General features: G+C 70.5%; 22 protein-coding genes. 16 read left to right on the top strand and 6 right to left on the bottom strand.

The features are described 5' to 3' along the window. Positions 1 to 47: 47 nt before the first annotated feature. Positions 48 to 437 (top strand): NUDIX domain-containing protein, encoded by a 390-nt coding sequence (locus tag AB0B33_RS00275; RefSeq protein WP_360764937.1) that lies wholly within the window; start codon positions 48 to 50, stop codon positions 435 to 437. Here AB0B33_RS00275 and trpS read toward each other — a convergent pair. Then, positions 430 to 1,449: a tryptophan--tRNA ligase gene (gene trpS / locus AB0B33_RS00280; RefSeq protein ID WP_360764940.1), complete on the bottom strand. Its 1,020-nt coding sequence runs from the start codon at positions 1,447 to 1,449 to the stop codon at positions 430 to 432. The genes AB0B33_RS00275 and trpS overlap by 8 nt on opposite strands. A 181-nt stretch (positions 1,450 to 1,630) precedes the next feature. Between trpS and AB0B33_RS00285 the strand changes: the two genes are divergently transcribed. Continuing rightward, positions 1,631 to 1,930: a YciI family protein gene (locus tag AB0B33_RS00285; protein ID WP_086859227.1), complete on the top strand. Its 300-nt coding sequence runs from the start codon at positions 1,631 to 1,633 to the stop codon at positions 1,928 to 1,930. Here the strand turns inward: AB0B33_RS00285 and AB0B33_RS00290 are convergent. Further along, positions 1,927 to 2,079: a hypothetical protein gene (locus AB0B33_RS00290; RefSeq protein ID WP_169734962.1), complete on the bottom strand. Its 153-nt coding sequence runs from the start codon at positions 2,077 to 2,079 to the stop codon at positions 1,927 to 1,929. The genes AB0B33_RS00285 and AB0B33_RS00290 overlap by 4 nt on opposite strands. Before the next feature lie 193 nt (positions 2,080 to 2,272). Here AB0B33_RS00290 and typA point away from each other — a divergent pair, with 193 nt between their 5' ends. From typA to AB0B33_RS00320, 6 genes are all read left to right on the top strand, one after another. Further along, positions 2,273 to 4,198: a translational GTPase TypA gene (gene typA, locus AB0B33_RS00295; protein ID WP_247018781.1), complete on the top strand. Its 1,926-nt coding sequence runs from the start codon at positions 2,273 to 2,275 to the stop codon at positions 4,196 to 4,198. A 336-nt stretch (positions 4,199 to 4,534) separates the two neighbouring features. Then, positions 4,535 to 6,271, top strand: a complete 1,737-nt coding sequence (locus AB0B33_RS00300; protein ID WP_360766171.1) for an ABC transporter family substrate-binding protein — start codon at positions 4,535 to 4,537, stop codon at positions 6,269 to 6,271. A gap of 290 nt (positions 6,272 to 6,561) precedes the next feature. After that, the gene (locus AB0B33_RS00305; protein WP_360764945.1) at positions 6,562 to 8,373 is read left to right on the top strand and encodes an ABC transporter family substrate-binding protein; all 1,812 of its coding nucleotides are present in this window, start codon (positions 6,562 to 6,564) and stop codon (positions 8,371 to 8,373) included. 186 nt (positions 8,374 to 8,559) lie between these two features. Next, a complete protein-coding gene (locus AB0B33_RS00310; protein ID WP_360764948.1) occupies positions 8,560 to 9,576 on the top strand; it encodes an ABC transporter permease in 1,017 nt (338 codons plus the stop codon). Further along, entirely contained in the window at positions 9,569 to 10,498 is a 930-nt protein-coding gene (locus tag AB0B33_RS00315) for an ABC transporter permease (protein WP_360764951.1), read from the top strand. The genes AB0B33_RS00310 and AB0B33_RS00315 overlap by 8 nt, the downstream gene beginning before the upstream one ends. 82 nt (positions 10,499 to 10,580) lie before the next feature. Then, complete coding sequence (locus AB0B33_RS00320) at positions 10,581 to 11,597, top strand: ABC transporter permease (RefSeq protein ID WP_360764954.1); 1,017 nt, start codon at positions 10,581 to 10,583, stop codon at positions 11,595 to 11,597. Positions 11,598 to 11,604: 7 nt separating this feature from the next. On the opposite strand, the gene AB0B33_RS00325 is transcribed toward AB0B33_RS00320, so the two are convergent. Both AB0B33_RS00325 and AB0B33_RS00330 read right to left on the bottom strand, forming a co-directional pair. Beyond that, positions 11,605 to 11,955, bottom strand: coding sequence for a hypothetical protein (locus tag AB0B33_RS00325; protein ID WP_360764957.1), 351 nt, complete (start codon positions 11,953 to 11,955; stop codon positions 11,605 to 11,607). Positions 11,956 to 12,072: 117 nt separating this feature from the next. Next, a complete protein-coding gene (locus AB0B33_RS00330) occupies positions 12,073 to 13,854 on the bottom strand; it encodes an ABC transporter ATP-binding protein (RefSeq protein ID WP_360764960.1) in 1,782 nt (593 codons plus the stop codon). Between the two features lie 113 nt (positions 13,855 to 13,967). Between AB0B33_RS00330 and mshB the strand changes: the two genes are divergently transcribed. Genes mshB through AB0B33_RS00345 form a run of 3 tightly spaced genes read left to right on the top strand, consistent with a single transcriptional unit; the run spans position 13,968 to position 15,968 of the window. Beyond that, complete coding sequence (gene mshB / locus AB0B33_RS00335) at positions 13,968 to 14,810, top strand: N-acetyl-1-D-myo-inositol-2-amino-2-deoxy-alpha-D-glucopyranoside deacetylase (RefSeq protein WP_360764962.1); 843 nt, start codon at positions 13,968 to 13,970, stop codon at positions 14,808 to 14,810. After that, positions 14,807 to 15,196: a hypothetical protein gene (locus AB0B33_RS00340; RefSeq protein WP_360764965.1), complete on the top strand. Its 390-nt coding sequence runs from the start codon at positions 14,807 to 14,809 to the stop codon at positions 15,194 to 15,196. Before mshB ends, AB0B33_RS00340 begins: the two co-directional genes overlap by 4 nt. Further along, positions 15,189 to 15,968 carry a hypothetical protein gene (locus AB0B33_RS00345; protein ID WP_360764967.1) on the top strand — a complete coding sequence of 260 codons (780 nt, stop codon included), beginning with the start codon at positions 15,189 to 15,191 and terminating at the stop codon, positions 15,966 to 15,968. Before AB0B33_RS00340 ends, AB0B33_RS00345 begins: the two co-directional genes overlap by 8 nt. Positions 15,969 to 15,994: 26 nt before the next feature. Here the strand turns inward: AB0B33_RS00345 and AB0B33_RS00350 are convergent, their stop codons facing one another. Beyond that, a complete protein-coding gene (locus AB0B33_RS00350) occupies positions 15,995 to 16,756 on the bottom strand; it encodes a site-2 protease family protein (RefSeq protein ID WP_290062035.1) in 762 nt (253 codons plus the stop codon). 263 nt (positions 16,757 to 17,019) lie between these two features. Between AB0B33_RS00350 and AB0B33_RS00355 the strand changes: the two genes are divergently transcribed. From AB0B33_RS00355 to AB0B33_RS00365, 3 genes are all read left to right on the top strand, one after another. Further along, positions 17,020 to 17,307, top strand: a complete 288-nt coding sequence (locus tag AB0B33_RS00355; RefSeq protein ID WP_247025525.1) for a WhiB family transcriptional regulator — start codon at positions 17,020 to 17,022, stop codon at positions 17,305 to 17,307. Positions 17,308 to 17,440: 133 nt separating this feature from the next. Continuing rightward, entirely contained in the window at positions 17,441 to 20,704 is a 3,264-nt protein-coding gene (locus AB0B33_RS00360; RefSeq protein ID WP_360764970.1) for a glycosyltransferase family 2 protein, read from the top strand. Beyond that, positions 20,701 to 21,174, top strand: a complete 474-nt coding sequence (locus tag AB0B33_RS00365) for a hypothetical protein (RefSeq protein ID WP_360764973.1) — start codon at positions 20,701 to 20,703, stop codon at positions 21,172 to 21,174. The genes AB0B33_RS00360 and AB0B33_RS00365 overlap by 4 nt, the downstream gene beginning before the upstream one ends. A 136-nt stretch (positions 21,175 to 21,310) precedes the next feature. On the opposite strand, the gene AB0B33_RS00370 is transcribed toward AB0B33_RS00365, so the two are convergent. Beyond that, entirely contained in the window at positions 21,311 to 21,775 is a 465-nt protein-coding gene (locus tag AB0B33_RS00370; protein ID WP_086865629.1) for a metallopeptidase family protein, read from the bottom strand. Between the two features lie 79 nt (positions 21,776 to 21,854). Here AB0B33_RS00370 and AB0B33_RS00375 point away from each other — a divergent pair, with 79 nt between their 5' ends. Beyond that, the gene (locus AB0B33_RS00375; protein ID WP_247018803.1) at positions 21,855 to 22,208 is read left to right on the top strand and encodes a DUF3499 domain-containing protein; all 354 of its coding nucleotides are present in this window, start codon (positions 21,855 to 21,857) and stop codon (positions 22,206 to 22,208) included. Positions 22,209 to 22,288: 80 nt separating this feature from the next. Next, a complete protein-coding gene (locus AB0B33_RS00380) occupies positions 22,289 to 23,644 on the top strand; it encodes a phosphomannomutase/phosphoglucomutase (RefSeq protein WP_360764978.1) in 1,356 nt (451 codons plus the stop codon). Positions 23,645 to 23,672: the final 28 nt, after the last annotated feature.

Consider the following 23,672-nt stretch of genomic DNA (forward strand, 5'->3'; position numbering starts at 1 on the left):
CGACCGGCCACGAGCGGGAGTGGGGCTTCCGGGTAGATTCCGGGGCTGTGAACGGTGTGATCGTGGGTGCCGCCCTCGTGCGTGACGGGAAGCTGCTCGCCCAGCAGCGCGCCTGGCCCGCCGACCACGCGGGACAGTGGGAGCTGCCGGGCGGCCGGGTCGAAGCCGACGAGTCCGACGCCTTCGCGCTCGCCCGGGAGTGCAGCGAGGAGCTCGACGTCGTGATCGAGGTCGGCGCGCGCGTCGGGGAGGACGTCCCGCTGCCGGGCGGGAAGGTGCTGCGCATCTACGCCGCTTCGCTCGTTTCACCCGGCGGGGAGCCGCGGGCCGTCGAGCACCGGGCCGTGCGCTGGCTCGGGCCCGACGACCTCGACGACGTCGACTGGCTGCCCGCCGACCGGATCCTGCTCCCGGAGCTGCGCGCGCTGCTCAGTTAGCGCCGATCATCCGCAGCGCCGCGTCGAGCCGGTGGGAGCCCCGCTCCCGAGCCCGTTCCGCACCCGCCTTGCGGACCCGGTCCAGCTCCGCGACGTCTTCGAGCAGCGTTAACGCTCGTTCACGCAGGGGTCGCAGCTCCTCGATCACCGCGTCGGCGACGGCGTCCTTCACCGCGCCGTACGACGTGAACTCCTCGGCCAGGTCCGCCGGCGAGCCGCCCCGGCAGGCGGCCAGGACCTCCAGCAGGTTCGCCATCCCCGGCCGGGTGTCCGGGGCGTGCACCGGCACCGAACCGCCGTCGGTGACCGCCCGGCGGATCTTGCGGCGGACCTGGTCCGGCTCGTCCAGCGCGAACACGACGCCGGCCGCGTCGCGCGTCGACTTCGACATCTTGCGCGTCGGGTCGGTGAGGTCCTTCACCCGCGCGCCCGCCGGCGGGAGGACCGCCTCCGGGATGGTGAAGACCTCGCCGTACGTGCTGTTGAAGCGCTTGGCCAGTGCCCGCGTCAGCTCGACGTGCTGCCGCTGGTCCTCGCCGACCGGGACCTCGTGCGCGCCCTGGAGCAGGATGTCCGCGGCCATCAGCGCCGGGTAGGTCAGCAGCGACAGCCGCACCCCGGCCTGGCCCTTGGACTTTCCATCCATGCCCCCGCCGCCACCCTCAGCGGAGGCGCTGCGCGCCGCTGATTTTTCTTTGAACTGGATCATCCGCGCGGCCTCGCCGTAGTTGCAGGTGCACTCCAGGACCCACGTCAGCGCCCCCAGCTCGCGGGCCAGGTCGGACTGGACGAACACCCGCTCGGGATCGATGCCGGCGGCGATCAGCACGGCGAGCTGCTCCCTCGCCAGTGACCGGAGTTTCGCCGGGTTGTGCGGGGTCGTCATGCCGTGCAGGTCGGCGACGAAGTACAGGTCGTCCGCGCGGCCCTCACGCGCCCAGCGGCGGACCGCGCCGAGGTAGTTGCCGAGGTGGACGTGACCCGACGGCGTGATCCCGGACAGCTTGCTCATGTGTTTTCCTTTCGGGGAGGGACCACCCCGGAGAAGGCACGAAAAAAGGCCGCCCGTCCGGGGCGGCCGCTGGTGATCAGCGCAGGACTAGACGGCCGCCGAGGGCGGCCACCAGCTGGACGTCTGCGCGTGCATGCAGCGAGCATAGGCGCGAAGGGGCTTGCGGGTCTACCGTCCAACCATGTATGTCGTCCTGTTGAACTACACGGCCCCGATCGAGCAGATCGACCTCGCGCTCCCGGACCACCAGGAATGGCTGAACAAGCAGTACGAACACGGCCACTTCCTCGCGTCCGGGCGGCGGAACCCGCGCGTCGGCGGTGTGATCATCACGCGTCCGCTGAACCGCGGGAAGCTCGACGCCATCCTGGCGTCCGACCCGTTCTGCGTGCAGCACCTCGCGCAGTACGAGGTCATCGAGTTCTCGCCGACCAAGACCGCTCCGGAGCTGCGCTTGCTCAACGAAGCGGTACCGCACTAGGCGGCCAGGTCCTGCTTCGCCTTCTTCAGAGCCAATACCGGGCACTTCTTGCAGCGCGGCTTCGACCGGCAGCACTTCTTCTTGACCTTGCCGGCCTTCATCAGCTTGCGCACGACCTTCCTGGGGTCGTCCGGCTGCTTCTTGCCCACGCGCACGCACCTTCCGGATCGGCGAGGTCACCGGGCCTCCACGTTAGGTGAGGCTAACCGATCTGGGGGCGTGGGGCTGCTCACAAACGCGTGGAAGGTATCCTTGGTGAGGTCCGCGTGTGACCAGAGCCGGTCACGGGATGCCTGACGGCTTGCGCGGCCACCCACACCTTTGAAGTTCAGGAGTCTTCGCGTGCCCGCAGCCAGCGCTACCGTCGAAACCGGCCGGCCGACCGGTAAGACCCGGCCCGACCTGCGCAACGTCGCGATCGTCGCCCACGTCGACCACGGCAAGACCACGCTCGTGGACGCGATGCTGCGCCAGTCCGGCGCCTTCGCCGAGCGGGCCGAGCTCGTCGACCGCGTGATGGACTCGGGGGAGCTCGAGCGCGAAAAGGGCATCACGATCCTCGCGAAGAACACCTCGATCCACCGCCAGACGCCCGAGGGCTCGGTGACCATCAACGTCATCGACACCCCTGGCCACGCCGACTTCGGCGGCGAGGTCGAGCGCGGCCTGGCCATGGTCGACGGCGTCGTCCTGCTGGTCGACGCCTCCGAGGGTCCGCTGCCGCAGACCCGATTCGTGCTCCGCAAGACCCTCGAGGCCCGCCTCCCGGTGATCCTGCTGGTCAACAAGACCGACCGGCCGGACGCCCGGATCTCCGAGGTTGTCGAGGAGACCCACGACCTGCTGCTCGAGCTGGCCAGCGACATCGAGGACGCCGACCACGACGCGATCCTCGACCTGCCGGTCGTCTACGCCTCCGCGCGCGCCGGCAAGGCGAGCCTGGAGCAGCCCGCCGACGGCGAGATCCCCGAGAGCGAGAACCTCGACCCGCTGTTCGACACGCTGCTCCGGCACGTGCCGCCGCCCGCCGCCGACCTCGACGCGCCGCTGCAGGCGCTGGTCACCAACCTCGACGCGTCCAACTTCCTCGGCCGCATCGCGCTGATCCGCATCCACGCCGGCAAGCTGCGCAAGGGCCAGACGGTGGCCTGGATGCGCGAAGACGGCAACGTCCAGAACGTCCGGATCTCGGAGCTGCTGGTCACCGAGGCGCTCACCCGCGTCCCGGCGACCGAGGCCAGCGCCGGCGAGCTGGTCGCCATCGCGGGCATCCCGGACATCACCATCGGCGACACCCTCGCCGACTCCGAGAACCCGGTGGCGCTGCCCCGGATCACCGTCGACGAGCCCGCGATCTCGATGACCATCGGCGTCAACACCTCGCCGCTGGCCGGGCGCAACGGCGGCGACAAGGTCACCGCGCGGCTGGTCAAGGCCCGCCTCGACCAGGAGCTGATCGGTAACGTCAGCATCCGCGTGCTGCCGACCGAGCGCCCCGACACCTGGGAGGTCCAGGGCCGTGGCGAGCTGGCGCTGGCCATCCTCGTCGAGCAGATGCGGCGCGAGGGCTTCGAGCTGACCGTCGGCAAGCCGCAGGTGGTCCTGCGCACGATCGACGGCAAGCTGCACGAGCCGTTCGAGCGCCTCTACATCGACTCGCCGGAAGAGCACCTCGGCGCGATCACCCAGCTCCTGGCCGCCCGCAAGGGCCGCATGGAGGACATGAGCGGCAACGGCACCGGCCGGATCAAGCTGGAGTACGTGCTCCCGTCGCGCGGCCTGATCAGCTTCCGCACCGACTTCCTCACCGAGACCCGCGGCACCGGCATCGCGAACCACGTGTTCGAGGGCTACTTCCCGTGGGCGGGCGAGATCCGCACCCGTCACAGCGGGTCCTTGGTCGCCGACCGCACCGGCCCGGTCACCGCGTACGCGATGATCCAGCTGGCCGATCGCGGCACCTTCTTCGTCGAGCCGGGCGCCGAGGTGTACGAGGGCATGGTCGTGGGCGAGAACCCGCGCTTCGAGGACCTCGACATCAACATCACCAAGGAGAAGAAGCTGACCAACATGCGTCAGTCCTCCGCCGACGTGATGGAGACGCTGGCCCGTCCGCGCAAGATGGGCCTGGAAGAGGCGCTGGAGTTCTGCTCCGTCGACGAGTGCGTCGAGGTCGCGCCGGAGGTCGTGCGGGTCCGCAAGGTCACCCTGGACGTCAACACCCGCGCGAAGGAGCGTTCGCGCGCGAAGAGCCGCGACAACGGCTGACCGTTTCGAGACCCCGAAAAGCCTCCCGGTGCGAGCCGCCGGGAGGCTTTTTCGTCCCTTCTCCAGCTACCCCCGGTGCAAAGGCGGCGAACGGGTTGTCACGAAATGCGGTTGCCTTCTCCTTATATCTTTATAGGGCGGTGGGTGGCGTTCGCGCGTGTTCCGCCGTTCCGGAACGGTCCGGGAACCCGGACGGTGGTTCGCGCGTCTTTTCCAGAGCGCCCACCTTGGGGCGGTGAGCCCGGCCGATCCGGGTATGGGAATCTCGGTTCCGGCCGCGAAGGCGGGCGTGGGAGCATGGCTGACCCGATCGGCGGAATCTGGGAGGAACGGGGCGTGCGGGTGAATCGCAAGGCGGTGCCGGTACTGGCACTGGCGGCCGTGCTGCTCACCTCGTGCTCGAACACCCCGCCACCCCCGGTGGTGTCCTCGTCGGTCGCACCGGTGTCGACCACCGGCAAGACCCCGTCGCAGATCGTCGTCGGCGTCGACGACGTGCTCGGCGGGTACAACCCGCACAACCTCGCGGACTCGTCCCAGGTGACCTCGGCGCTCTCGCAGCTGCTGCTGCCCTCGGTGTTCCGGCAGAAGGACGACGGCAGCAGCCAGCTCGACAAGAACCTCATGAAGTCCGCCCAGGTGGTCTCGCAGCAGCCGTTCGTGGTCGCCTACGAGATCCGGCCGGACGCGTCCTGGTCCGACGGCGCGCCCATCGCCGCCGAGGACTTCGACTACCTGCGCACCCAGATGCGCGACCAGCCCGGCGTGCTCGAACCCGCCGGCTACCGCCAGATCTCCGACCTGCAGTCCCGCGAGGGCGGCAAGCGCGTCGAGGTCACCTTCGCCAAGCCGTACCCCGGCTGGCAGGCGCTGTTCTCCGGCCTGCTGCCCGCCCACCTGCTCAAGGACGCCCCCGACGGCTGGCGCGGGGCCCTCGCGGCGAACTTCCCGGCCGTCGCCGGCCCGTTCTCGATCAAGAGCATCGACACCGCCCGCGGCGAGGTCATCCTCGAGCGCAACGAGCGCTACTGGGAGAAGCCCGCGGCGATCGACCGGATCGTGCTGCGCCGGTCGGACCAGAACACCCTGCTGGCCGCGCTGCAGAGCGGCAACGACCAGTTCGCGCTGGCCAGGACCACCGGCGACGAGCTCAAGCGGCTCGGCGAGCTGGGCTCGGCCGTGCGGCTGCACACGGTCGCCCGGCCGGTGGTGGCCGGCGTGCTGCTGCGCCCGGTCAGCGCCACCCTGCAGGACGCCCAGGTCCGCGCCGGGGTCGCCGCGTTCGTCGACCGGACCAAGCTGATCACCGAAGGCGTGGCCGGCGGCCCGTCGTCGGCGCTGCACGCCGACGCCCAGGTCAAGGCGCCTTCGGAGGCCGGGTACGCGGCGACCATCCCGCCCGGCCCGCCGACCGCCCCCGACGTCGCCAAGGCCGAGGAGTCGCTGAAGGCGGCCGGCTACGCCAAGACCGCGGGCACCTGGCGCAAGAACGGCAAGGCGCTCTCGCTCGTGATCGCCTCGCCGGGCACCCAGGAGCCGTACGCGTCGATCGCCAAGGAGCTCACCGCCCAGCTCGTCGCGCAGGGCATCGAGGTCAACGCGATCACCCCGCAGCCGCGCGACCTGTTCGGCGGCCTGCTCGCGATGCCGGTCGTCGACGGCGTCCAGCAGCCGACCGGCGACTCGGCCGGCAACGTCGGGATCGACATCGCGGTCGTGCCGCAGGCGGTCGGCGGCGACCCGGCCTCGGTGCTCGCCTCGAACTTCGGCTGCCGCCTCGAGCAGACGGCCACCGGAACGGACCCGGCCAAACCCGTCGTTCCGGGCAATTCGGCGGGCTTCTGCGACCCGGCGCTGCAGCCCTCGATCGACGCGGCGCTGTCCGGCTCGACGCCGATCACCGAGGCGCTGACCACCCTTGAGCCTGAACTTTGGCGCCAGAACGTGGTACTTCCGCTGTTCCAATTGGCTGACACCCTGGCGATCGGATCCGGCATCTCGGGCGTCACGCCGGGTCCCCCCATGGTGGGCCCGTTCGGGTCCGCGGTGAACTGGACTCGCGGCCCGAAGTAATCGCTCGACTACGCATTCAGTACTACCGGGTGATCTTTACGGACGCCTTCGAGTGGGTGACTTTGAATCCGTGAGGTAACCGTCGTATTTCTGGATGTCCACTGGAAGTCACCCTTTGGTCACGATCGACCCTGAACTGGTGACTGTCGGTGCTTTTCCTTTCTAGCGTGCACCCGCAGTGCGCCAGTTGAGTGTCGCTTGGCGTGTCGTAGGCTCCGGCCCATCCAAACCGGAGCGGTGTGGGCCCTTGTCCCGATATTCAAGGGCTCAGTGCTAGGAGGGCACACTTCATGAGGAGATCCAAAGCAGTCTCCGCTTTGTCGCTCGTCGCCGGCGCTTCGCTGCTGCTGAGCGCCTGCAGCGGTGGTGATTCGGGTTCGGGCAGCACCGATCAGAACGGATCGTCGACCGACGTCAAGTCGATGGCTGCCGGCAAGGCCGAGACCGGTGACCTGTTCAAGCTCGCGGACACCCCGGGGTACGACGGCACGGTCACGATCGGTATCGACGACGGGTACTCGGGGTACAACAACCAGACCCCGGACACCAACAGCTCGTACAACAACTACGTCCTGACCGCGGTGCTCTCCGGTACGTTGAAGCTCGACGGCAACAACAAGGTGCTGCTGAACAACGACGTCTTCGAGTCGTGGGACGTCACGACGAAGGACCCGCAGCAGGTCACCTACAAGATCAAGCCGAACGTCAAGTGGTCGGACGGGCAGGCGTACGACTGCAAGGACCTGTACCTGGCGTGGCTGTCGCAGAGCGGCCTGGCGAAGGGCCCGGACGGCAAGAACCCGTTCAACTCGGCCTCGACCACCGGGTACTCGCTGATCAAGACGGCGACGTGCAAGGACAACCTGACCTTCGTCACCGACTACAGCGAGCCCTACCTCGACTACAAGGGCCTCTTCAACGCGCCGGCGATCATGCCCGCGCACATCCTCGAGGCCAAGACCGGCATCGCGGACATCACGAAGCTGGCCCCGACCGGCGACCCGGCGCAGATCAAGGCCGCCGGTGACTTCTGGTCGAACGAGTGGAAGGGCTTCAAGGCGGACATCATGCCGTCGTCGGGCCCGTACAAGATCACCGCGTTCGACGCCAACCAGAAGGCCGTCACCCTCGAGAAGAACCCGACCTGGGTCGGCGGCAAGGGTGGCCCGTCGAAGATCGTCATCAGGGCCATGGAAGACACCAAGGCGATGGCGACCGCGCTGCAGAACGGTGAGATCGACGTCGCGGCGTCGACCCAGCCGGACGCCACCGCGGCCCAGACGATGAAGGGCCTCGCGGCGCAGGGCGTGACCTACGGTTCGGCCTCGCAGCTGACCTACGAGCACCTCGACCTGAACTTCAAGCGCATGTTCGCCGACAAGGACCTCCGCAAGGCGTTCCTCGAGTCGGTCAACCGCAAGGAGATCACGGACAAGCTGCTCAAGGAGGTCCAGGCGGACGCGGAGCCGCTGAACAGCGTCGTCTTCTTCCAGGGTGAAGAGGGCTACACCGACCTGTACAGCAGCAAGGCGGGCCTGGGCGCCGACGCGGCGGCCAAGACGCTGACTGACGCCGGCTGGGTCAAGGGCGGCGACGGCATCTTCGCCAAGAACGGTGTGCGCGCTTCGTTCAAGATCACGCACAACCAGAACGCGCGCCGCAGCCAGACCGTCGAGATCATCATCTCGCAGGCCAAGGCGGCCGGCATCGAGGTCAAGGACGAGACCGACGCCAACTTCCTCAAGGGTGGCCGCGTCTCGACCGGTGACTACGACGTCGCGCTGTTCGGCTGGTCGGCCCAGCCGTTCAAGGCGGAGTCGAAGTCGATCTACGTCTGCCCGGACAAGGGTGGCGAGCAGAACTACCAGTCGCTGTGCGACCCGAAGATCGACGACGCCTACAACGCCGCGGTGAAGGCGACCGACGAGCAGGTCAAGGTGCAGAAGTACCAGGAGGCCGACAAGGCCATCGCCGACGACTACGCGACCCTGCCGCTGTTCCAGACGCCGAGCATGTGGGCGTTCAAGGGCATCGACCGCGTCTACATGCAGTCGTACGACGGTGTGCTGTGGAACGTCGGCGAGTGGGAGCAGAAGAAGTAGGGCTCGTCCCGCCTCTTCTTTCCCCTCGCTCCAGATGACCTGGGAGGTACCGGGGTCCGGCCACGAGCCGGGCCCCGGTACCCACCGGAAGTAGCTGTTGACCGTAGGGTTACCGCCACTACGGTAGACAACCGGGTAGCGGTCCAGCGCACTTCTGACGACCAGGCCCGGATGAGGAGCAGTTCGTTGAACCTGGTGATCTACATCTTTCGCCGTCTGGCGATATCGATTCCCGTCCTCCTGGTCGGGACTTTCCTGTGTTTCGTCATGGTCGCCGGCACCGGCGACCCGCTGGGCGAGCTGCGCCAGAACCCGCAGATCAGCAAGGAAGCGCTGGCCGCCACGGCCACCAAGCTCGGTCTCGACCAGGGCATCATCCCCCGTTACTTCACGTGGCTCGGTGACTTCCTGACCGGCAACTGGGGCATCTCCATCGCGCAGGGCAACGCCCTCGCGCCGGTGGCCCCGAAGGTGATGGCCGCGCTCGGCGTCACGTTCAAGCTGGTCGTCGGCGCCGAGATCCTCGCGCTGATCATCGGCATCATCGTCGGCGTCCTGGCGGCGGTGAAGCAGTACTCGATCATCGACTACATCGCGACCACCCTCGCCTTCCTGCTCTTCTCGATGCCGATCTTCTGCATCGCGATCGTGCTGAAGCGCTACGCGATCGAGATCAACGGCTGGGTCCGCGACCTGGGCCTGTCCGACGTCCTCGGCAACCCGTGGCTGCGCACGACCAGCCCGGAGCAGCTGCGGACCGACGGCGTCGGGGACTTCATAACCAGCACGATCGGCGCGTACCTGCTGCCGACGCTGTCGATCATGGCGATCAGCTTCGCCGCGTACAGCCGGTTCCAGCGCGCCTCGATGCTCGAGGTCATGGGCTCGGACTACGTGCGCACCGCGCGCGCCAAGGGCCTCCCCAACGGGCGGGTCATCTTCCGGCACGCGTTCCGCAACGCCCTGATCCCCGTGACGACGCTGTTCTCGGTGAACTTCGGCTCGGTCCTGGCCGGCGCCATCATCACCGAGACGGTCTTCAACTGGCACGGCATGGGCACGTTGCTGGTCGAAGCGGTCACGAAGAACGACACCCAGGTCATGATGGGCTGGCTCGTGGTGATCGCCTCCCTCGTGATCATCGCCAACCTGATCGCCGACCTGATGTACGGCATCCTGGACCCGAGGATTCGCGTTGGCTGACTTGAACTCTCTTCTCGCGACCGAAAAAGCGACCGCCGACGGCACGCTCCCGCCGGACGCGCTCCCGGAACCGCGGAGCCAGGGCAAGCTGGTCCTGCGGAAGTTCCTGCACCACAAGCTGGCGATGGCGTCGACGGCGGTGCTGGTCCTGATCGTGCTGATCAGCATCGTCATGCCGATCTTCTGGAAGCACGGCTACCAGGACAGCTCGTTCCCGTCCTTCGCCAAGCCCAGCGGCGACTTCCCGCTCGGCACGACCCAGGTCGGCAAGGACATGGTGTCGCAGGTGCTGCGCGGGACGCAGTACTCGCTGCTGATCGCGCTCACCGTGTCGATCCTCGCGACCGTGATCGGCGTGGTGTTCGGCGCGGTCGCCGGTTACCTGCGCGGGTTCACCGACTCGGCGATCTCACGGGTGACGGACCTGTTCCTGATCATCCCGCAGATCGCCGCGGCGGCCATTCTCGCCAAGGTGTTCGGCGGCGGTACCTGGTACATCGTCGCGCTGGTGCTGTCCGCGTTCGCGTGGATGCCGATCGCCCGGATCACCCGGGCCGAAGCGATGTCGCTGTCCCAGCGCGAGTTCGTCGACGCGGCGCGCGCTTCGGGGGCCGGCATTTCCCGGATCATCTTCAAGCACCTGGTGCCGAACATGGTCGGCAGCATCACGGTCAACGCGACCCTCGCCGTCGCGCAGGCCGTGCTGGCGGAAGCCGCGCTGTCGTTCATCGGCCTCGGTGTCCAGCTGCCCGACACTTCGCTGGGCCGCGTCATCCTGGAGAACTACGCCCAGCTGCAGACGCGGCCGGCGCTGTTCTTTGGGCCGTTCATCGTGCTCGTGCTGATTTCACTGACGATCAACTTCATCGGTGACGGTCTTCGCGACGCCTTCGACCCGCGCCAGCGGAGAATGAAGGCCTGAACGCACGACGCGGGGGTGACCGGGGTTCCGGTCACCCCCGCGCTCGTTCTCGCCGCGGGATCGCCGGACCTGGGGGTTTCGGATGAACCTTGTGCTCTACGTGCTCAGACGGCTGGCCATCTCCGTCCCGGTCCTGCTGGTCGGCACGTTCCTCTGCTTCGTCATGGTGGCCAACACCGGCGACCCGCTCGGCGAACTCCGCAGCAAGCCGGGCATCAGCGCGTCGGCGATCGCCGACACCGAGCACAAGCTCGGTCTCGACCAGAGCGTGGTCGCCCGCTACTTCACCTGGCTCGGCCACTTCCTGACCGGCGACTGGGGCATCTCGATCGCCCAGGGCAACGCGTTCACGCCGGTGGCGCCGAAGGTGATGGCGGCGTTCAACGTGACGTTGGAGCTGGTCCTGACGGCGTCCGTGCTGGCGCTCTTCTTCGGCGTGCTGGTCGGCGTCCTGGCCGCGGTCAAGCAGTACTCGCTCTGGGACTACGCGGCGACGACGCTGGCGTTCCTGATGTTCTCGATGCCCATCTTCTGCGTGGCGATCGTCCTCAAGGGCTACGCGATCCGCGCCAACGTCTGGGTCCGCGACCTCGGCCTCGCCGACGTCCTCGGTGACCCCTGGCTGCGCACGACGAGCCCGGAGAGCCTGTCCGCGACCGGGGTGGGCGACGCGCTCGCGAAGTACGTCGGCGCGTTCCTGCTGCCGACGCTGTCCATCATGGCCATCACGTTCGCCGCGTACAGCCGGTTCCAGCGCGCGTCGATGCTGGAGGTCCTGGGCGCGGACTACGTCCGCACAGCGCGCGCCAAGGGCGTCTCGAACAGCCGCGTGATCTGGCGCCACGCGTTCCGCAACGCCCTGATCCCGGTGATGACGCTGTTTTCGGTCAACTTCGGCGCCACGGTGACGGGCGCGATCATCACCGAGACGGTCTTCAACTGGCACGGCATGGGCACGCTGCTGGTGGAGGCGGTCAACAAGAACGACCCGCAGGTCCTGATGGGCTGGCTGGTGGTGATCGCGGCGAGCGTCATCGTGGCGAACCTGCTGGCGGACCTGCTGTACGGCATCCTGGACCCCCGGATCCGCGTGGGCTGAGCCCGGCTCACCACAGCTCGGCGAGAGCGGCGAGGCGGTTGCGGAAGGTCCGGGCGTCGCCGGCCGGCAGGGCGTGGGCGACGAGGTCCAGGACGTGGCGCACCTCGTGCGGATCGGGGCAGCACCGCAAGACGCCGCACCCGGACTCCGGATCCCACAGCCGGTGGATCGGGTCGCGCACGAACCCCTCCCACGCCCGGAGCGCCTCGGCCGCGGCGCCGGGCCACAGCCGGGTGCGTTCGAGGCGGACGAGGCACGCCAAGCCCCTCGGTGAGAGACCGCCGAGCGTGGGGACGGGCTCGCCGGTGGTGCCGCGAGGGGGGTCCGCGCGGACCCGGGCCGGCGATCTACGCGCCATGGCCCTTTCGCGTGGTCGACATGGACCGATTCTCGCACGCGAGCCCCGCCCACCGCCTCGTAACGCAGGGAAGGCCGCCGCCCAGCCCGGGCGGCGGCCTTCAGTGTGCTCAGAGCGTCAGTCGGCCACGGGAGCCAGCTTGCCGGCCTCCCAGGCCGCGCGGCGCTCGGCCTGCAGGACCGGGTCCGCGACCGGGGCCGCCGACAGCAGGCGCCTCGTGTAGTCCTGCTGCGGCGAGTGGAGCACCTGGTCGCGCGTGCCGACCTCGACCAGCTTGCCGTGCTGCATCACCGCGACGCGGTCGGCCAGGAGGTCGACCACCGCGAGGTCGTGGCTGATGAACAGGCACGCGAACTGCAGCGACTGCTGCAGGTCGAGGAACAGGTCCAGCACGCGGGCCTGCACCGACACGTCCAGCGCCGACGTCGGCTCGTCCGCGATGAGCAGAGCCGGGTCGAGCGAGAGCGCGCGGGCGATGGCCACGCGCTGGCGCTGGCCGCCGGAGAGCTCGTGCGGGTAGCGGTTCATGTAGTGGCCGCCCAGCTCGACCTTGTCGAGCAGCGAACGCACCCGCGCCGACAGCTCCTTGCCGGAGAGCACCTTGTGCAGCACCATCGGCTCGGCGATCGACTCGCCGATCGTCATCTTCGGGTCCAGCGTGGACGCCGGGTCCTGGAACACGATCGAGAAGAACCGGCGAAGCGGGCGGATCTCCTTCGCCGACATCGTCGTGATGTCCTTGCCCGCGATCGCGATCGTGCCCTGGGTCGCGCGCAGCAGGCCCACGGCACAGCGGCCGACGGTCGACTTGCCCGAACCGGACTCGCCCACCAGGCCGACGATCTCGCCCTTGGCGATGGTCAGCGAGACGTCGTCCACCGCGCGGTTCTTGGCCTGGCCGCGGCGGCCCGGGTACTCGAGCACCAGGTTCTTGATCTCGAGGGCCGGCGCGGCCTCCTCGATCACGGCCTCCAGCTCGGCGTCGGCGAGCCGGATCTCCTCGGCGATCTTGGCGGCCTCGGTGCTGTCGGAGGCGATCCCGGTGTCGTCGAGCAGGCGGCGGCCTTCGGGGCGCTGGCCGAGCACCGGCACCGCGGCCAGCAGCCGCCGGGTGTAGTCCTCCTTCGGCGACGCGAACAGCTCGCGCACCGGCGCCTCTTCGACGATCTCGCCCTGGTACATGACGATGACGCGGTCGGCCATGTCGGCGACGACGCCCATGTCGTGGGTGATCAGCACGATCGCGGTGTCGAGCGTGTCGCGCAGCTTGCGCAGCAGGCCGAGGATCTCGGCCTGGACCGTGACGTCGAGCGCCGTGGTCGGCTCGTCGGCGATGATGACCTTCGGGTCGCACGAGATCGCCATGGCGATGACGACGCGCTGGCGCAGGCCGCCCGACAGCTGGTGCGGGTACTGCTTGAACCGCAGCGGCGGGTTCGGGATGCCGACCATCTCGAGCAGCTCGATCGCGCGCTGGTCGGCGGCGGCCTTGGAGATGTCGAGGTGCGAGCGGAGGGACTCACGCAGCTGCCAGCCGACCGTGTAGACCGGGTTCAGCGCGGTCATCGGCTCCTGGAAGATCATCGCGACCTGGTTGCCGCGGATCTTCTGCATGTCCTTCTCTTTGAGGTCCGCCAGGTTGCGCTCGCCGAGGCGCAGCTCGCCGGCGATCCGGCTGGTCTTCGGCAGCAGGCCCAGCACCGACATCGACGTGACGGACTTGCCGGACCCGGACTCCCCGACCACGGCGACGATCTCGCCGGGCTGCACGTCGAACCCGATGCCCTTGACGGCATTCACGACGCCGTCCTCGGTCTGGAACGACACGCTGAGGTCGGAGATCGACAGAACGGATCCGGACACGCCGGCGACGTCCGCCGAAGTTGCTTCAGTGCTCACCAAGATGCCCTTCGTGGGGGTACAGACGATCGCGACGCGGCGGTCGCGACTCGCGCGAGGATAACCGAGGGTGTCCCCGACGAAGGTCGGAGCACGGGAATTACGCTCAACCCGTGATCTCCCCGGTACCGCGCAGGCTGCTGCTCGTCCACGCCCATCCCGACGACGAGAGCATCACCACCGGCGCCACGATCGCACGATACGCCGCCGAAGGCGCCGAGGTGACCGTGGTGACCTGCACGCTGGGTGAGGAAGGCGAGATCATGCCGGGCCTGGCGGAGCTGTCCGGGCTGGGCGCCTGGGCCGCCGACCAGCTGGGCGGCTACCGCGTCAGCGAACTGAAGGCCGCGTGCGCCGCGCTGGGGGTGGCCCGGCACCGTTACCTCGGCGGGATCGGCCGGTGGCGCGATTCGGGCATGGCGGGCACGCCGTCGGCGGCGCACCCGCGCGCGTTCACCGGCGGCAGCGCCGAAGAGCAGGCCGCGCAGCTGGCGGAGATCCTCGACGAGGTGCGGCCCCAGGTCGTCGTCACCTACGACGCCTTCGGCGGCTACGGCCACCCCGACCACATCCGCGCCCACGAGATCACGATGGCCGCGGTGCCACGGGCGGCATCGGTGGCGCGCGTGTTCCACACGGTGGCGTCGAGGAACGCGGTGCGCACCGGGTTGAACGCGCTGCGTGCGGGCTCGCCCGAATACGGCGTCCCCGCCGACGAAGAGCTGCCGACGACCCCGGACGAAGAGATCACGACCGTGCTCGACGTCGCCGCGCACGTCCCCGCGAAGGTGGCCGCCCTGCGCGCGCACGCGACGCAGCTGGCGGTCGTCGAGGGGCCCGTTCCGTACTTCGCGCTCACGAACGAAGTCGCCCAGCCGATCGCGCCCGAGGACTACTACGTACTGGCGCACGGTCCCGCCGAGGGCGCGGCGGACGACCTGTTCGGCGGACTGTGACCGTGGAACCGCTGACCTGGGAGCAGCGGCTGCTCCTGCTGGTGCTCGTCTTCGACACGGTGCTGCTGGCGATCGTCGAGCTGTTCTTCCTGCCGTTGCGCATCGGGGTCGTGCCGCTGCCGGTGACGGTGCTGGTCGGCGCGGTGACGACGCCGTGGCTGGTGTCGACCACCGCGAAGCTGGTGCGGCCCGCTCTTTCGTGGGTACCCCTCGCCGTGTGGGTGCTCGTCGTGTTCGGGGTCGGCATGCTGGGTCCGGGCGGTGATCTGGTGCTGATCCAGGACTGGCGGGCCCTGCTGTTGCTCGGCGCGAGCGCGCTGCCGGGCGCACTGGTGCTCGGCGGCGGGCTGGGCCGTGCGGTGGGAAGGGGAGCGGGACGTGGCTGAGGCGATTTCCGACCGGCAGGTCGTGGCGGTGCTGCGGCCGTTCGTGCGCGCGTGCGGGCCGATGCTGGACGCGCTGCGCGAGTCCGACCCGTTCGGCCTGCAGGCCCGCGCGGCGGACGACCTGGCCGAGGTCGAGTCCGGCCTGAAGGCGAAGCTGATCCACGGCGTCACGTCGGTGAAGGTCCCCGGCACGGCGGCGTGGGCCCGGATGACGGGCTACGACCGGTCCAGCTGGTGGATGAACCGCGTCGGCCGCTTCACGGCGGTGCTGACGTCGATCCCGGGCCTGGGCGGCGCCCTCGCCGACCGCCTCCCGGTGCAGGACGCGCTGGGTTCGGCGTCGCAGGGGCTGCTGCTGTGCGCGATCGCGGGCGAGTACGGCGTCACGGACGTCGGCACGCGCGTGCGCCTGATCGCGTGGGTGCTCTTCGAGCGGGACATCGACGCGGACCTCGCGGCGGGTAAGCACGCGGAGCACGACGAAGCCGCGGAGGCGGACGAAGCCGCGAGGCTGACCGAGGATCTGACGGCGTCGGAAAAGAAGCACGGCAAAGCGACGATCAAGGCCGCCGGTCGCACGCTGTGGCGGCTCGGCCGCGGACTGCTCGGCATCACGGGGGAACTGGAGAAGCGGCCGCGCGGCAACTTCCTGCACCGTGCGATCGGCATGTTGCCGGTCGTCGGTGCCGCGGGGGACTACCTGGGTGAGCGGTCGGGCCTGCGGGTGGTCTGGAAACGCGCGCACGTCTGGCTGACGGAGCACCGCACCTGATTCCCGCGCGGCGCCCCCGCCAAACCTCAGTTCCAGAACTGGAAGACGCTGAACCCGATCTGCGCACCGTCCACATAGCCCCCGAAGGCGCCGAAGATCGAGTACGAGGCGTTCCACAGGAGCGCGTTCGCCGGCTTGATGAACCACAGGACGGCGAACAGGATGATCGGCGCCCACGGGCGGACCTGCGCGCCGATTTCGCGGGCCCGCGGGGGCAGGTACGGCTCGATCGCGCCCCAGCCGTCGAGGCCGGGGATCGGGAGGATGTTGAGGATGAAGGTCACGATCTGCAGCAGCGCCAGGTAGGACATCGCGATCACGAGGCCGCCCGCCATCGGGACCAGCGCGACCACCAGCGCCAGCGCCGCGCCGACCGCGAGATTGCTCAGCGGACCCGCCAGTGAAACCCAGGACGACGTCCCCCGGGAGCGCAGCGCGCCGCGGTTGATCCAGACCGCGCCGCCCGGGAGCGGGATGCCGCCGATGATGAGGAAGATCAACGGCAGGACGATCGACAGGACCGGATCGGTGTACTTCCGCACGTCCAGGGTCAGGTAACCCTTGTGGGCGACGCTGTAGTCGCCGCCGCGGTAGGCGACCATCGCGTGGCCGAACTCGTGCAGCGACAGCGACGCCACCCAGCCGGCGGCGACGAAGATCACGACGCCGGCGATGAGCAGCGGGTCGCGGTCGCGGACGAAAACGGTGTTGATGTCACCGAACGCGGCCATCGCCCCACCGGCGACGGTGAGCGCGAGGATGCCGAGGAAGACCGGGCTGGGGCGCACTGCTGACTTCTGCACGACTCCCAGTCTTCCGTATGCCCGGTGTGAAGTTACCGGCGTGTCCCCTTGCGCGATCGGGCTCCGACGTCCCCCGAACTCGCTACTCCGCTTGACCTGACCGCACTACACGGGTGTAATCACAGTGATGTCATTCGCCGCCAGAGGGGGCGGCGAGTGTCGTTTCACCACCGCCAGCCTGGGGAGTGCTAGGGAGCGAGGAGGCGGACGTGCGGTTGGAAGCCGATGGTAAGGAATGGGGGCACGTCATGAGTTGGGGCGAGATCCCGGAGCAGGCTCTGGGAGATCTCACCGAGCTCATCGATGCCACCGAAGAAGAGCAGGATTGGCAGGAACGCGCCCTGTGCGCGCAGACGGACCCGGAGGCGTTCTTCCCCGAGAAGGGCGGCTCCACCCGCGAAGCCAAGCGGATCTGCCTGGGCTGCGAGGTCAAGGACGAGTGCCTTGAGTACGCGCTGGCCAAGGACGAACGCTTCGGCATCTGGGGCGGTCTGTCCGAGCGGGAGCGCCGGAAGCTGAAGAAACGCGTCGTTTGAGGGGGAGTCACCGGTGATGCGTCGCGTCACCGGTGATTCCACGTGGTGAACGCCCGGCGTGGGTTCACCACCGGGTGACGGGCCGGGGCCGTAGGGTGGCCGCACCGACCCGCCGCCTGATCTGGAGCGTTCGTTGCCCCGCACCGCCGCGCCGCCCGCCCTGCGCACCGCGCCCGTTCTGGCCATTGTGGTCTGTCACAACGGCGAAAACTGGCTGCCGCTGGCGCTTTCTTCGTTGCGCCGCAGCACCGTCCGGCCGCGGCACGTGCTGGCCGTCGACACCGGCTCCACGGACGCGACCGCGCGGCTGCTCGCCGAAGCGGCGGACGACCCCGGCTCGGATTCTTCTCCCGTGCTCTCCGGTGTCATCACACTTTCGAGCGACACCGGCTTCGCGGCCGCGGTCGCCGAAGCCGTCGGGCACGCCACCGAACGCTGGGGCGACCCCGGATCGTGGCTGTGGCTGCTGCACGACGACTGCGCGCCCGAGCCCGACTGCCTCGACGAACTCCTGCGCGTCGCCACGAAAACGCCGTCGGCGACCGTGCTCGGCGCCCTCGGGCTCGACTGGACGGACCCGCGGCTGATCGTCGAAGCCGGTCTGTCCACCGACGCCTCCGGGCACCGCCAGCAGGTCGCCGCGCTCGGCGAGGAGCCGGCCGAGGTGCTCGCCGTGCCCAGCGCGGGCTCGCTCGTGCGCCGCGACGCGTGGGACGACCTCGGCGGCTTCGACCCCGGTTTCCCCTTGCTGCGCGAGGATCTCGACTTCGGCTGGCGCGCCAACGCGGCCGGCGGGATCGTCCTCTCCGTGCCGACCGCGCGGGTCCGGCACGCGCGCGCCGTCACCACCGGCCAGCGCACGGCGGACGCCGTCACCGCGCCGCTGCCCGCCGCGAACCGGGCTCACGGGCTGCGCGTCTTCCTGGTGAACTGCTCGCCCTTTTCCTTCTGGCTGGGGATGATCCGGCTCCCGCTGCTCTCGGTGCTGCGCGCGCTGGCGTTCGTCCTGCTGCGCCGCACCGGCGAAGCGCGGGCCGAGTTCGCCGCGGCCGCGTACCTCCTCAGTGGACGCGGCGGATTGCGCGCCGCCCGGGCCCGCCGGCGGCGGAATCCGCGGCCGGGCACGGTGCGCGGGCTCTTCACCGGGCGCGTCACCCGCCTCCGCAACGCTTTCCGGGCGGGCGTGGTCGGCCTGGTGCGCCGGGGCGTGGAGAGCGACGTCGCACTCGGGCGGGTCCCCGAGACCGTCGAAACCGAGTCGGCGTGGGTCACGCCGGAAGCGCTCGACGCCCGCGAGACCCGTCCCGTCGGCCCGGGCGCGCTGCCCGCGGGTGCGCTGCGCGGGCTCAGCTCACGCGGGTCCGGGCTGCGCCGGCCGGGCACGCTCGTCGCCGTCGCGCTGCCGGAAACCGCGGCGCCGGAACCGGTCTCCGACGAACCCGCCGAAGAGGCCGAGCCCGAACTCGTCTTCGTCGAGGTCAACCGGCGGCGGGTGCTCGCGGCCACGATCTTCGCGCCGCCGGTCGTGCTGCTCGTCGTGATGACGGCGCTCGGGCTGGTCGTCAACCGCGCCCGGCTCGGCCTCGACCTCTTCGGCGGCAAGCTGCTCCCAGTCGGCGGGCTGGGCGAGCTCTGGTCGTCGTACCTCACGCCGTGGCACGCGATCGCGGGCGGCACCGGCGCTCCCGCGTCGGCGACGCTGCCGGTGCTCGGCACGCTCGGCGCGGTCTTCGCCCCGCTCGGCGGGCCGGCCGCGCTCGTGGCGATCCTGCTCCTCGGCGACATCCCCTTGGCGGCGCTGAGCGCGTACGTGGCGACGCGGCGGCTTCGCGTGCGCCGCTGGGTCCGCGCGGTCGTCGCGGCGACGTACGCGCTCCTGCCGGCCGCGACCGCCGGGGTGGCGCAGGGCCGGCTCGACGTCGTCGTGGTGCACCTCGTGCTGCCGCTGGTGGCCGCCGGCATCGCCGGGCTGCTCGTGCGCGCGGACACGCGCTGGCTGCACATTTCCGCGCTCTCGGCGTTCGGGGTGGCGCTGCTGGGCGCGTTTTCCCCGCTGGCGCACGGGCTCGCGCTCGCCGGACTGCTGATCGGGTTCGTCGTACTGCCGGCGCCGACCGGGCTGGCCCGGCGGATCGCGTCGGTCGGCATCGTGGTGCTGCTGCCGCTGGCGCTGCTGCTGCCGTGGCCGACCGTGCTGCTGCGGCACCCGGAACTGCTCGTGCAGGGCCTCGGCGGCGCGGCCGCGCCGGTGTCCGGCACCGATCTGGCCGGCCTCGACCCCGGCGGGCCGGGCGCGTGGCCGATCGGCGTCGCGGTGATCGCCGCGGCGCTCGTGGCGGTGGTCGTCCGCCCGACGAAGCTCGCCGCGGGCGGGATCGCGCTGGCGGTGCTCGGCGCGGGCGGGCTGGTCCTGGTCCGGCTGGTCACGGCGACGCCGATGCAGGGCGGCGCCGCGGCCCACGGCTACGCGGGCGTTCCGCTGCTGATCGTCGGCGCCGGGCTGCTGTGGGTCGTGCTCGGTTCGTGGCAGCGCGGCGGTTCGGCCGGGGTGCCGTCGCCGTGGCTGCCGCAGGTGATGGCGGTGGCCGGGGTGGTGGTGTTCCTGGCACTGGCGGGCGGCGCCGTCGCCGTCGGCGGTCAGGGCCCGCTCCGCGCGGGTCCGCGGCCCGCGCTGGCCCCCGAAGCCGCGGCGGAGATCTCGGCGTCCGGCCGGTCGGTGCTGGACCTGGCGTCCGACGCGACCCGCCAGATCGGCGGCCGCCTGCCCCACTACGGCGACGACGAGCTGGCCCCGACCACGGGCACCCCGGCCCGCCTGGCGGCGTGGCGCCGCGACCTCGGCCAAGGCGACGCGGCGGCGGTCCAGCGCACGTTCGCGGCCGCGGCCGCCGCCGGCGTGGAGTACGTGGTGCTGCCGCCGGGAGCGGACCCGCGGGCGTACCCGCCGCTGGCGAAGGACCTGGTCTCGGTGGCCGCCCCGACGTCGGACGGCCGCGGCGTGCTCCGCCTGCTCGCCCCGGCGGGCCAGGTGATCCTCATCTCCCCGGAGCAGGCGAAGGCAGCGGTCACGGGCGGCGGCGCCCCGGGTCTGGCGCCGGGCGTGGCCCCGGTCCAGGCGGGTCTCCCGGACGTGCGCGTGCGCGTCTCGGACGGCCCGACCGGCCGCCTGCTGGTGCTGGCGGCGGAACAGGAAGCGGGCTGGAAGGCCTCGGTGGGCGGCAAAAGCGTCCCGATCGTGCCGGCGTGGGGCCACCAGGTGGCGGTGTCGGTCCCGCCGACGCCGTCGGAGGTGACGGTGGAGTACCCGGGCACGGAACGCAACCTGTTGCTGCTGGCCCAGCTGGCGGCGGTGCTGTTCACCCTGCTGACGGCGGTCCCGGCCCGGCGCCGCCCGTGACGGTCACCGCGCAGTGGGTCCACGTGTCGTGGACGAAGCACTCGCGTGGTGGTCCGGCCGCGGCGGTCCGCAACGCGGTCCCGGCCGGCTTCGCGTTGCCCGCGCTGCCGGGCGTGCTCGCGCACGTGGTGCGGCTGCGCGAGCAGGACGGGTTCGCGCCGGTCGCGTCGGCGGAGAGCCTCCGGGACGTGCCCGTGGACCTGCGGGAGGCCGATGGCCGGCTGAGGGTGCTGCCCCGCGTCGGCGAGCTGTTCGGGATCCCGCCCCGCGAGCGGCGCCCACCGGCGGTGAAGCTCGCGCCGGGCGAGTGGCTGCGCTGGCGGCTCAACTACCGCTTCAGCAGCGCGGCGGGCCGGCAGGACTGGTCGTACTGGCTGGACACGTTCAACATCGGCTACGGCGAGCTGCCCGCCGCCGCGTTCCTGGGCGAGCCTGTGTACTCCGTCGACGAGCGGGGGCCGGTCCGGTAGGTCACTGGCCTTCGATGAGGTCGGTGGTGGCGGGCCGGCCGCGCGAGTGGCCCATCGGTGCCGCCGAGTGCGACGCGAGCGGACCGTTCGCGACGGCCTTCGGAGCGCGAAGGGGCCCTCTCGACCCGCCGCAGCGTCACTCGCCTTCGATGACGTCCGGTTCCACGCCCAGGTACCCCGCCACCTGCTCCACCAGCACGTCGTGCACCAGCTCGGCCAGCTCCGACGGGTCCTTCGCCCGCGCCTCCAGCGGCCGCCGGTACAGCACGATCCGGGCGCGCGTCGGCATCCCCGTGCGGTCGACCCCCGCCGGGACCAGGCGCGACAGCGGGACCGCGCCGTCGTGGAGGACGCCGTCCGCCGGGGAGTGGCCGTTCTCCCGGATCTCCGGGACGTCGTCCACCGCCACGTCGAGCTTCGTCAGCTCGTGGCGCCAGCGGGCCTCGATCGGTTCCAGCGCGTCGAGCACCAGCGCGTCGAACCGCTCCGCGCGGCTCGCGGCGGCGGGCAGGGTCGCCGGGTACAGCGTCCCGCGCAGGCCCCGGCCGTGCCGGTCCCGTCGCAGGCGCCGCCGTTGTCGGTAGTCACGAGCCGTCGCCACCTCGGAAGTCTATGCGGTCGGCACGTCCCAGCGCGTGTCGCTCCTCCTACCTTGCGGCGACGCGCTATCGTTTCGGATCGTGCGGAACGTACGGAAGTGTTCGCGTACCGGCTGTCTAGAGCCGGCTGTGGCCACGCTGACGTATGCCTACAGCGACTCCACCGCCGTCGTCGGCCCACTGGCCACCGCCTCCGAGCCGCACTCCTACGACCTCTGCGAAGCGCACGCGCTGCGGCTGACCGTCCCCAAGGGCTGGGAAGTCGTGCGGCACGAAGGCGCCTTCGCCGCGCCGGACCCGTCGGCCGACGAGCTGACCGCGCTGGCCGAGGCCGTGCGCGAGGCCGGCCGCTCCGACAAACCGGCCCCGGCACCCGAGCCGGAAGGCCCCTCCGGGCGCCGCGGCCACCTGCGTGTCCTCCCCGGTCGCGCCTGAGCGCGTAACCGACCACCACCGCCGGTAGGCTTTCCGCGCGGCGCAGCGGGCGCCAGGACGACTAATCGCGGGGAGACGGCGTGCCAGACCTTTCGGGCATCGTGAAGGCCTACGACATTCGCGGCGTGGTCGGCGAGCAGCTCGACGCGGACCTCGTCCGCAACTTCGGTGCCGCGTTCGCCCTGCTCGTCAAGCCCGAAGCACCGTCGGTGGTGATCGGCCACGACATGCGCGACTCCTCGCCTGGTCTCGCGGCCGCCTTCGCCGAGGGCGTCACCTCGCAGGGGCTCGACGTCGTGAGCATCGGGCTGGCCAGCACCGACCAGCTCTACTTCGCCTCGGGTTCGCTGAACCTGCCGGGCGCGATGTTCACCGCGAGCCACAACCCGGCCAAGTACAACGGCATCAAGATGTGCCGCGCCGGCGCGTCCCCGGTCGGGCAGGACACCGGGCTCGCCGAGATCCGCGACACCGTCGAGCAGGGCGTGCCCGAGTTCGAAGGCCAGCGCGGCAGCGTGTCCGAGCGGGACGTGCTCGCCGACTACGCCGCCTACCTGCGCAACCTCGTCGACCTGTCGGCCAACCGGCCGCTGAAGGTCGTCGTCGACGCCGGCAACGGCATGGGCGGGCACACCGTCCCGACCGTCTTCGAGGGGCTGCCGATCGACGTCGTCCCGATGTACTTCGAGCTCGACGGCACCTTCCCGAACCACGAGGCCAACCCGCTCGACCCGAAGAACATCGTCGACCTGCAGGCGAAGGTGCGCGAGGTCGGCGCGGACGCCGGCGTCGCCTTCGACGGCGACGCGGACCGCTGCTTCATCGTCGACGAGCGCGGCGAGCCGGTTTCGCCGAGCGCGATCACGGCGCTGGTCGCCGTCCGCGAGCTGGCGAAGGACCCGGGCGGCACGATCATCCACAACCTGATCACGTCCAAGGGCGTGCCGGAGATCGTCGCCGAGCACGGCGGCAAGCCGGTCCGCACCCGCGTCGGGCACTCGTTCATCAAGGCCGAGATGGCCAAGACCGGCGCCATCTTCGGCGGTGAGCACTCCGCGCACTACTACTTCCGCGACTTCTGGCGCGCCGACACCGGCATGCTGGCGGCGCTGCACGTCCTCGCCGCGCTCGGCGAGCAGAACGGCCCGCTCTCGGAGCTGACCAGCGCGTACTCGCGCTACGCGGCCTCGGGTGAGATCAACTCCACGGTCGACGACCAGGTCGCCAAGATGATGGCCGTCAAGGACGCCTTCGGGGCGCGCTCCGGCGTCGAGATCGACGAGCTGGACGGCCTCACCGTGCAGCTGCCGGGCGGCGCCTGGTTCAACCTGCGCCCGTCGAACACCGAACCGCTGCTCCGCCTGAACGTCGAGGCCGCGAACGCCGAGGCCGTCCAGGGCCTGGTCGACGAAGTGCTCGCGATCATCCGCAACTGACCCACCCCCTAACCAGGGTGCCTAGGGG

Source organism: Amycolatopsis sp. NPDC049159 (genome assembly GCF_040648295.1).
GTDB lineage: Bacteria > Actinomycetota > Actinomycetes > Mycobacteriales > Pseudonocardiaceae > Amycolatopsis > Amycolatopsis pretoriensis_A.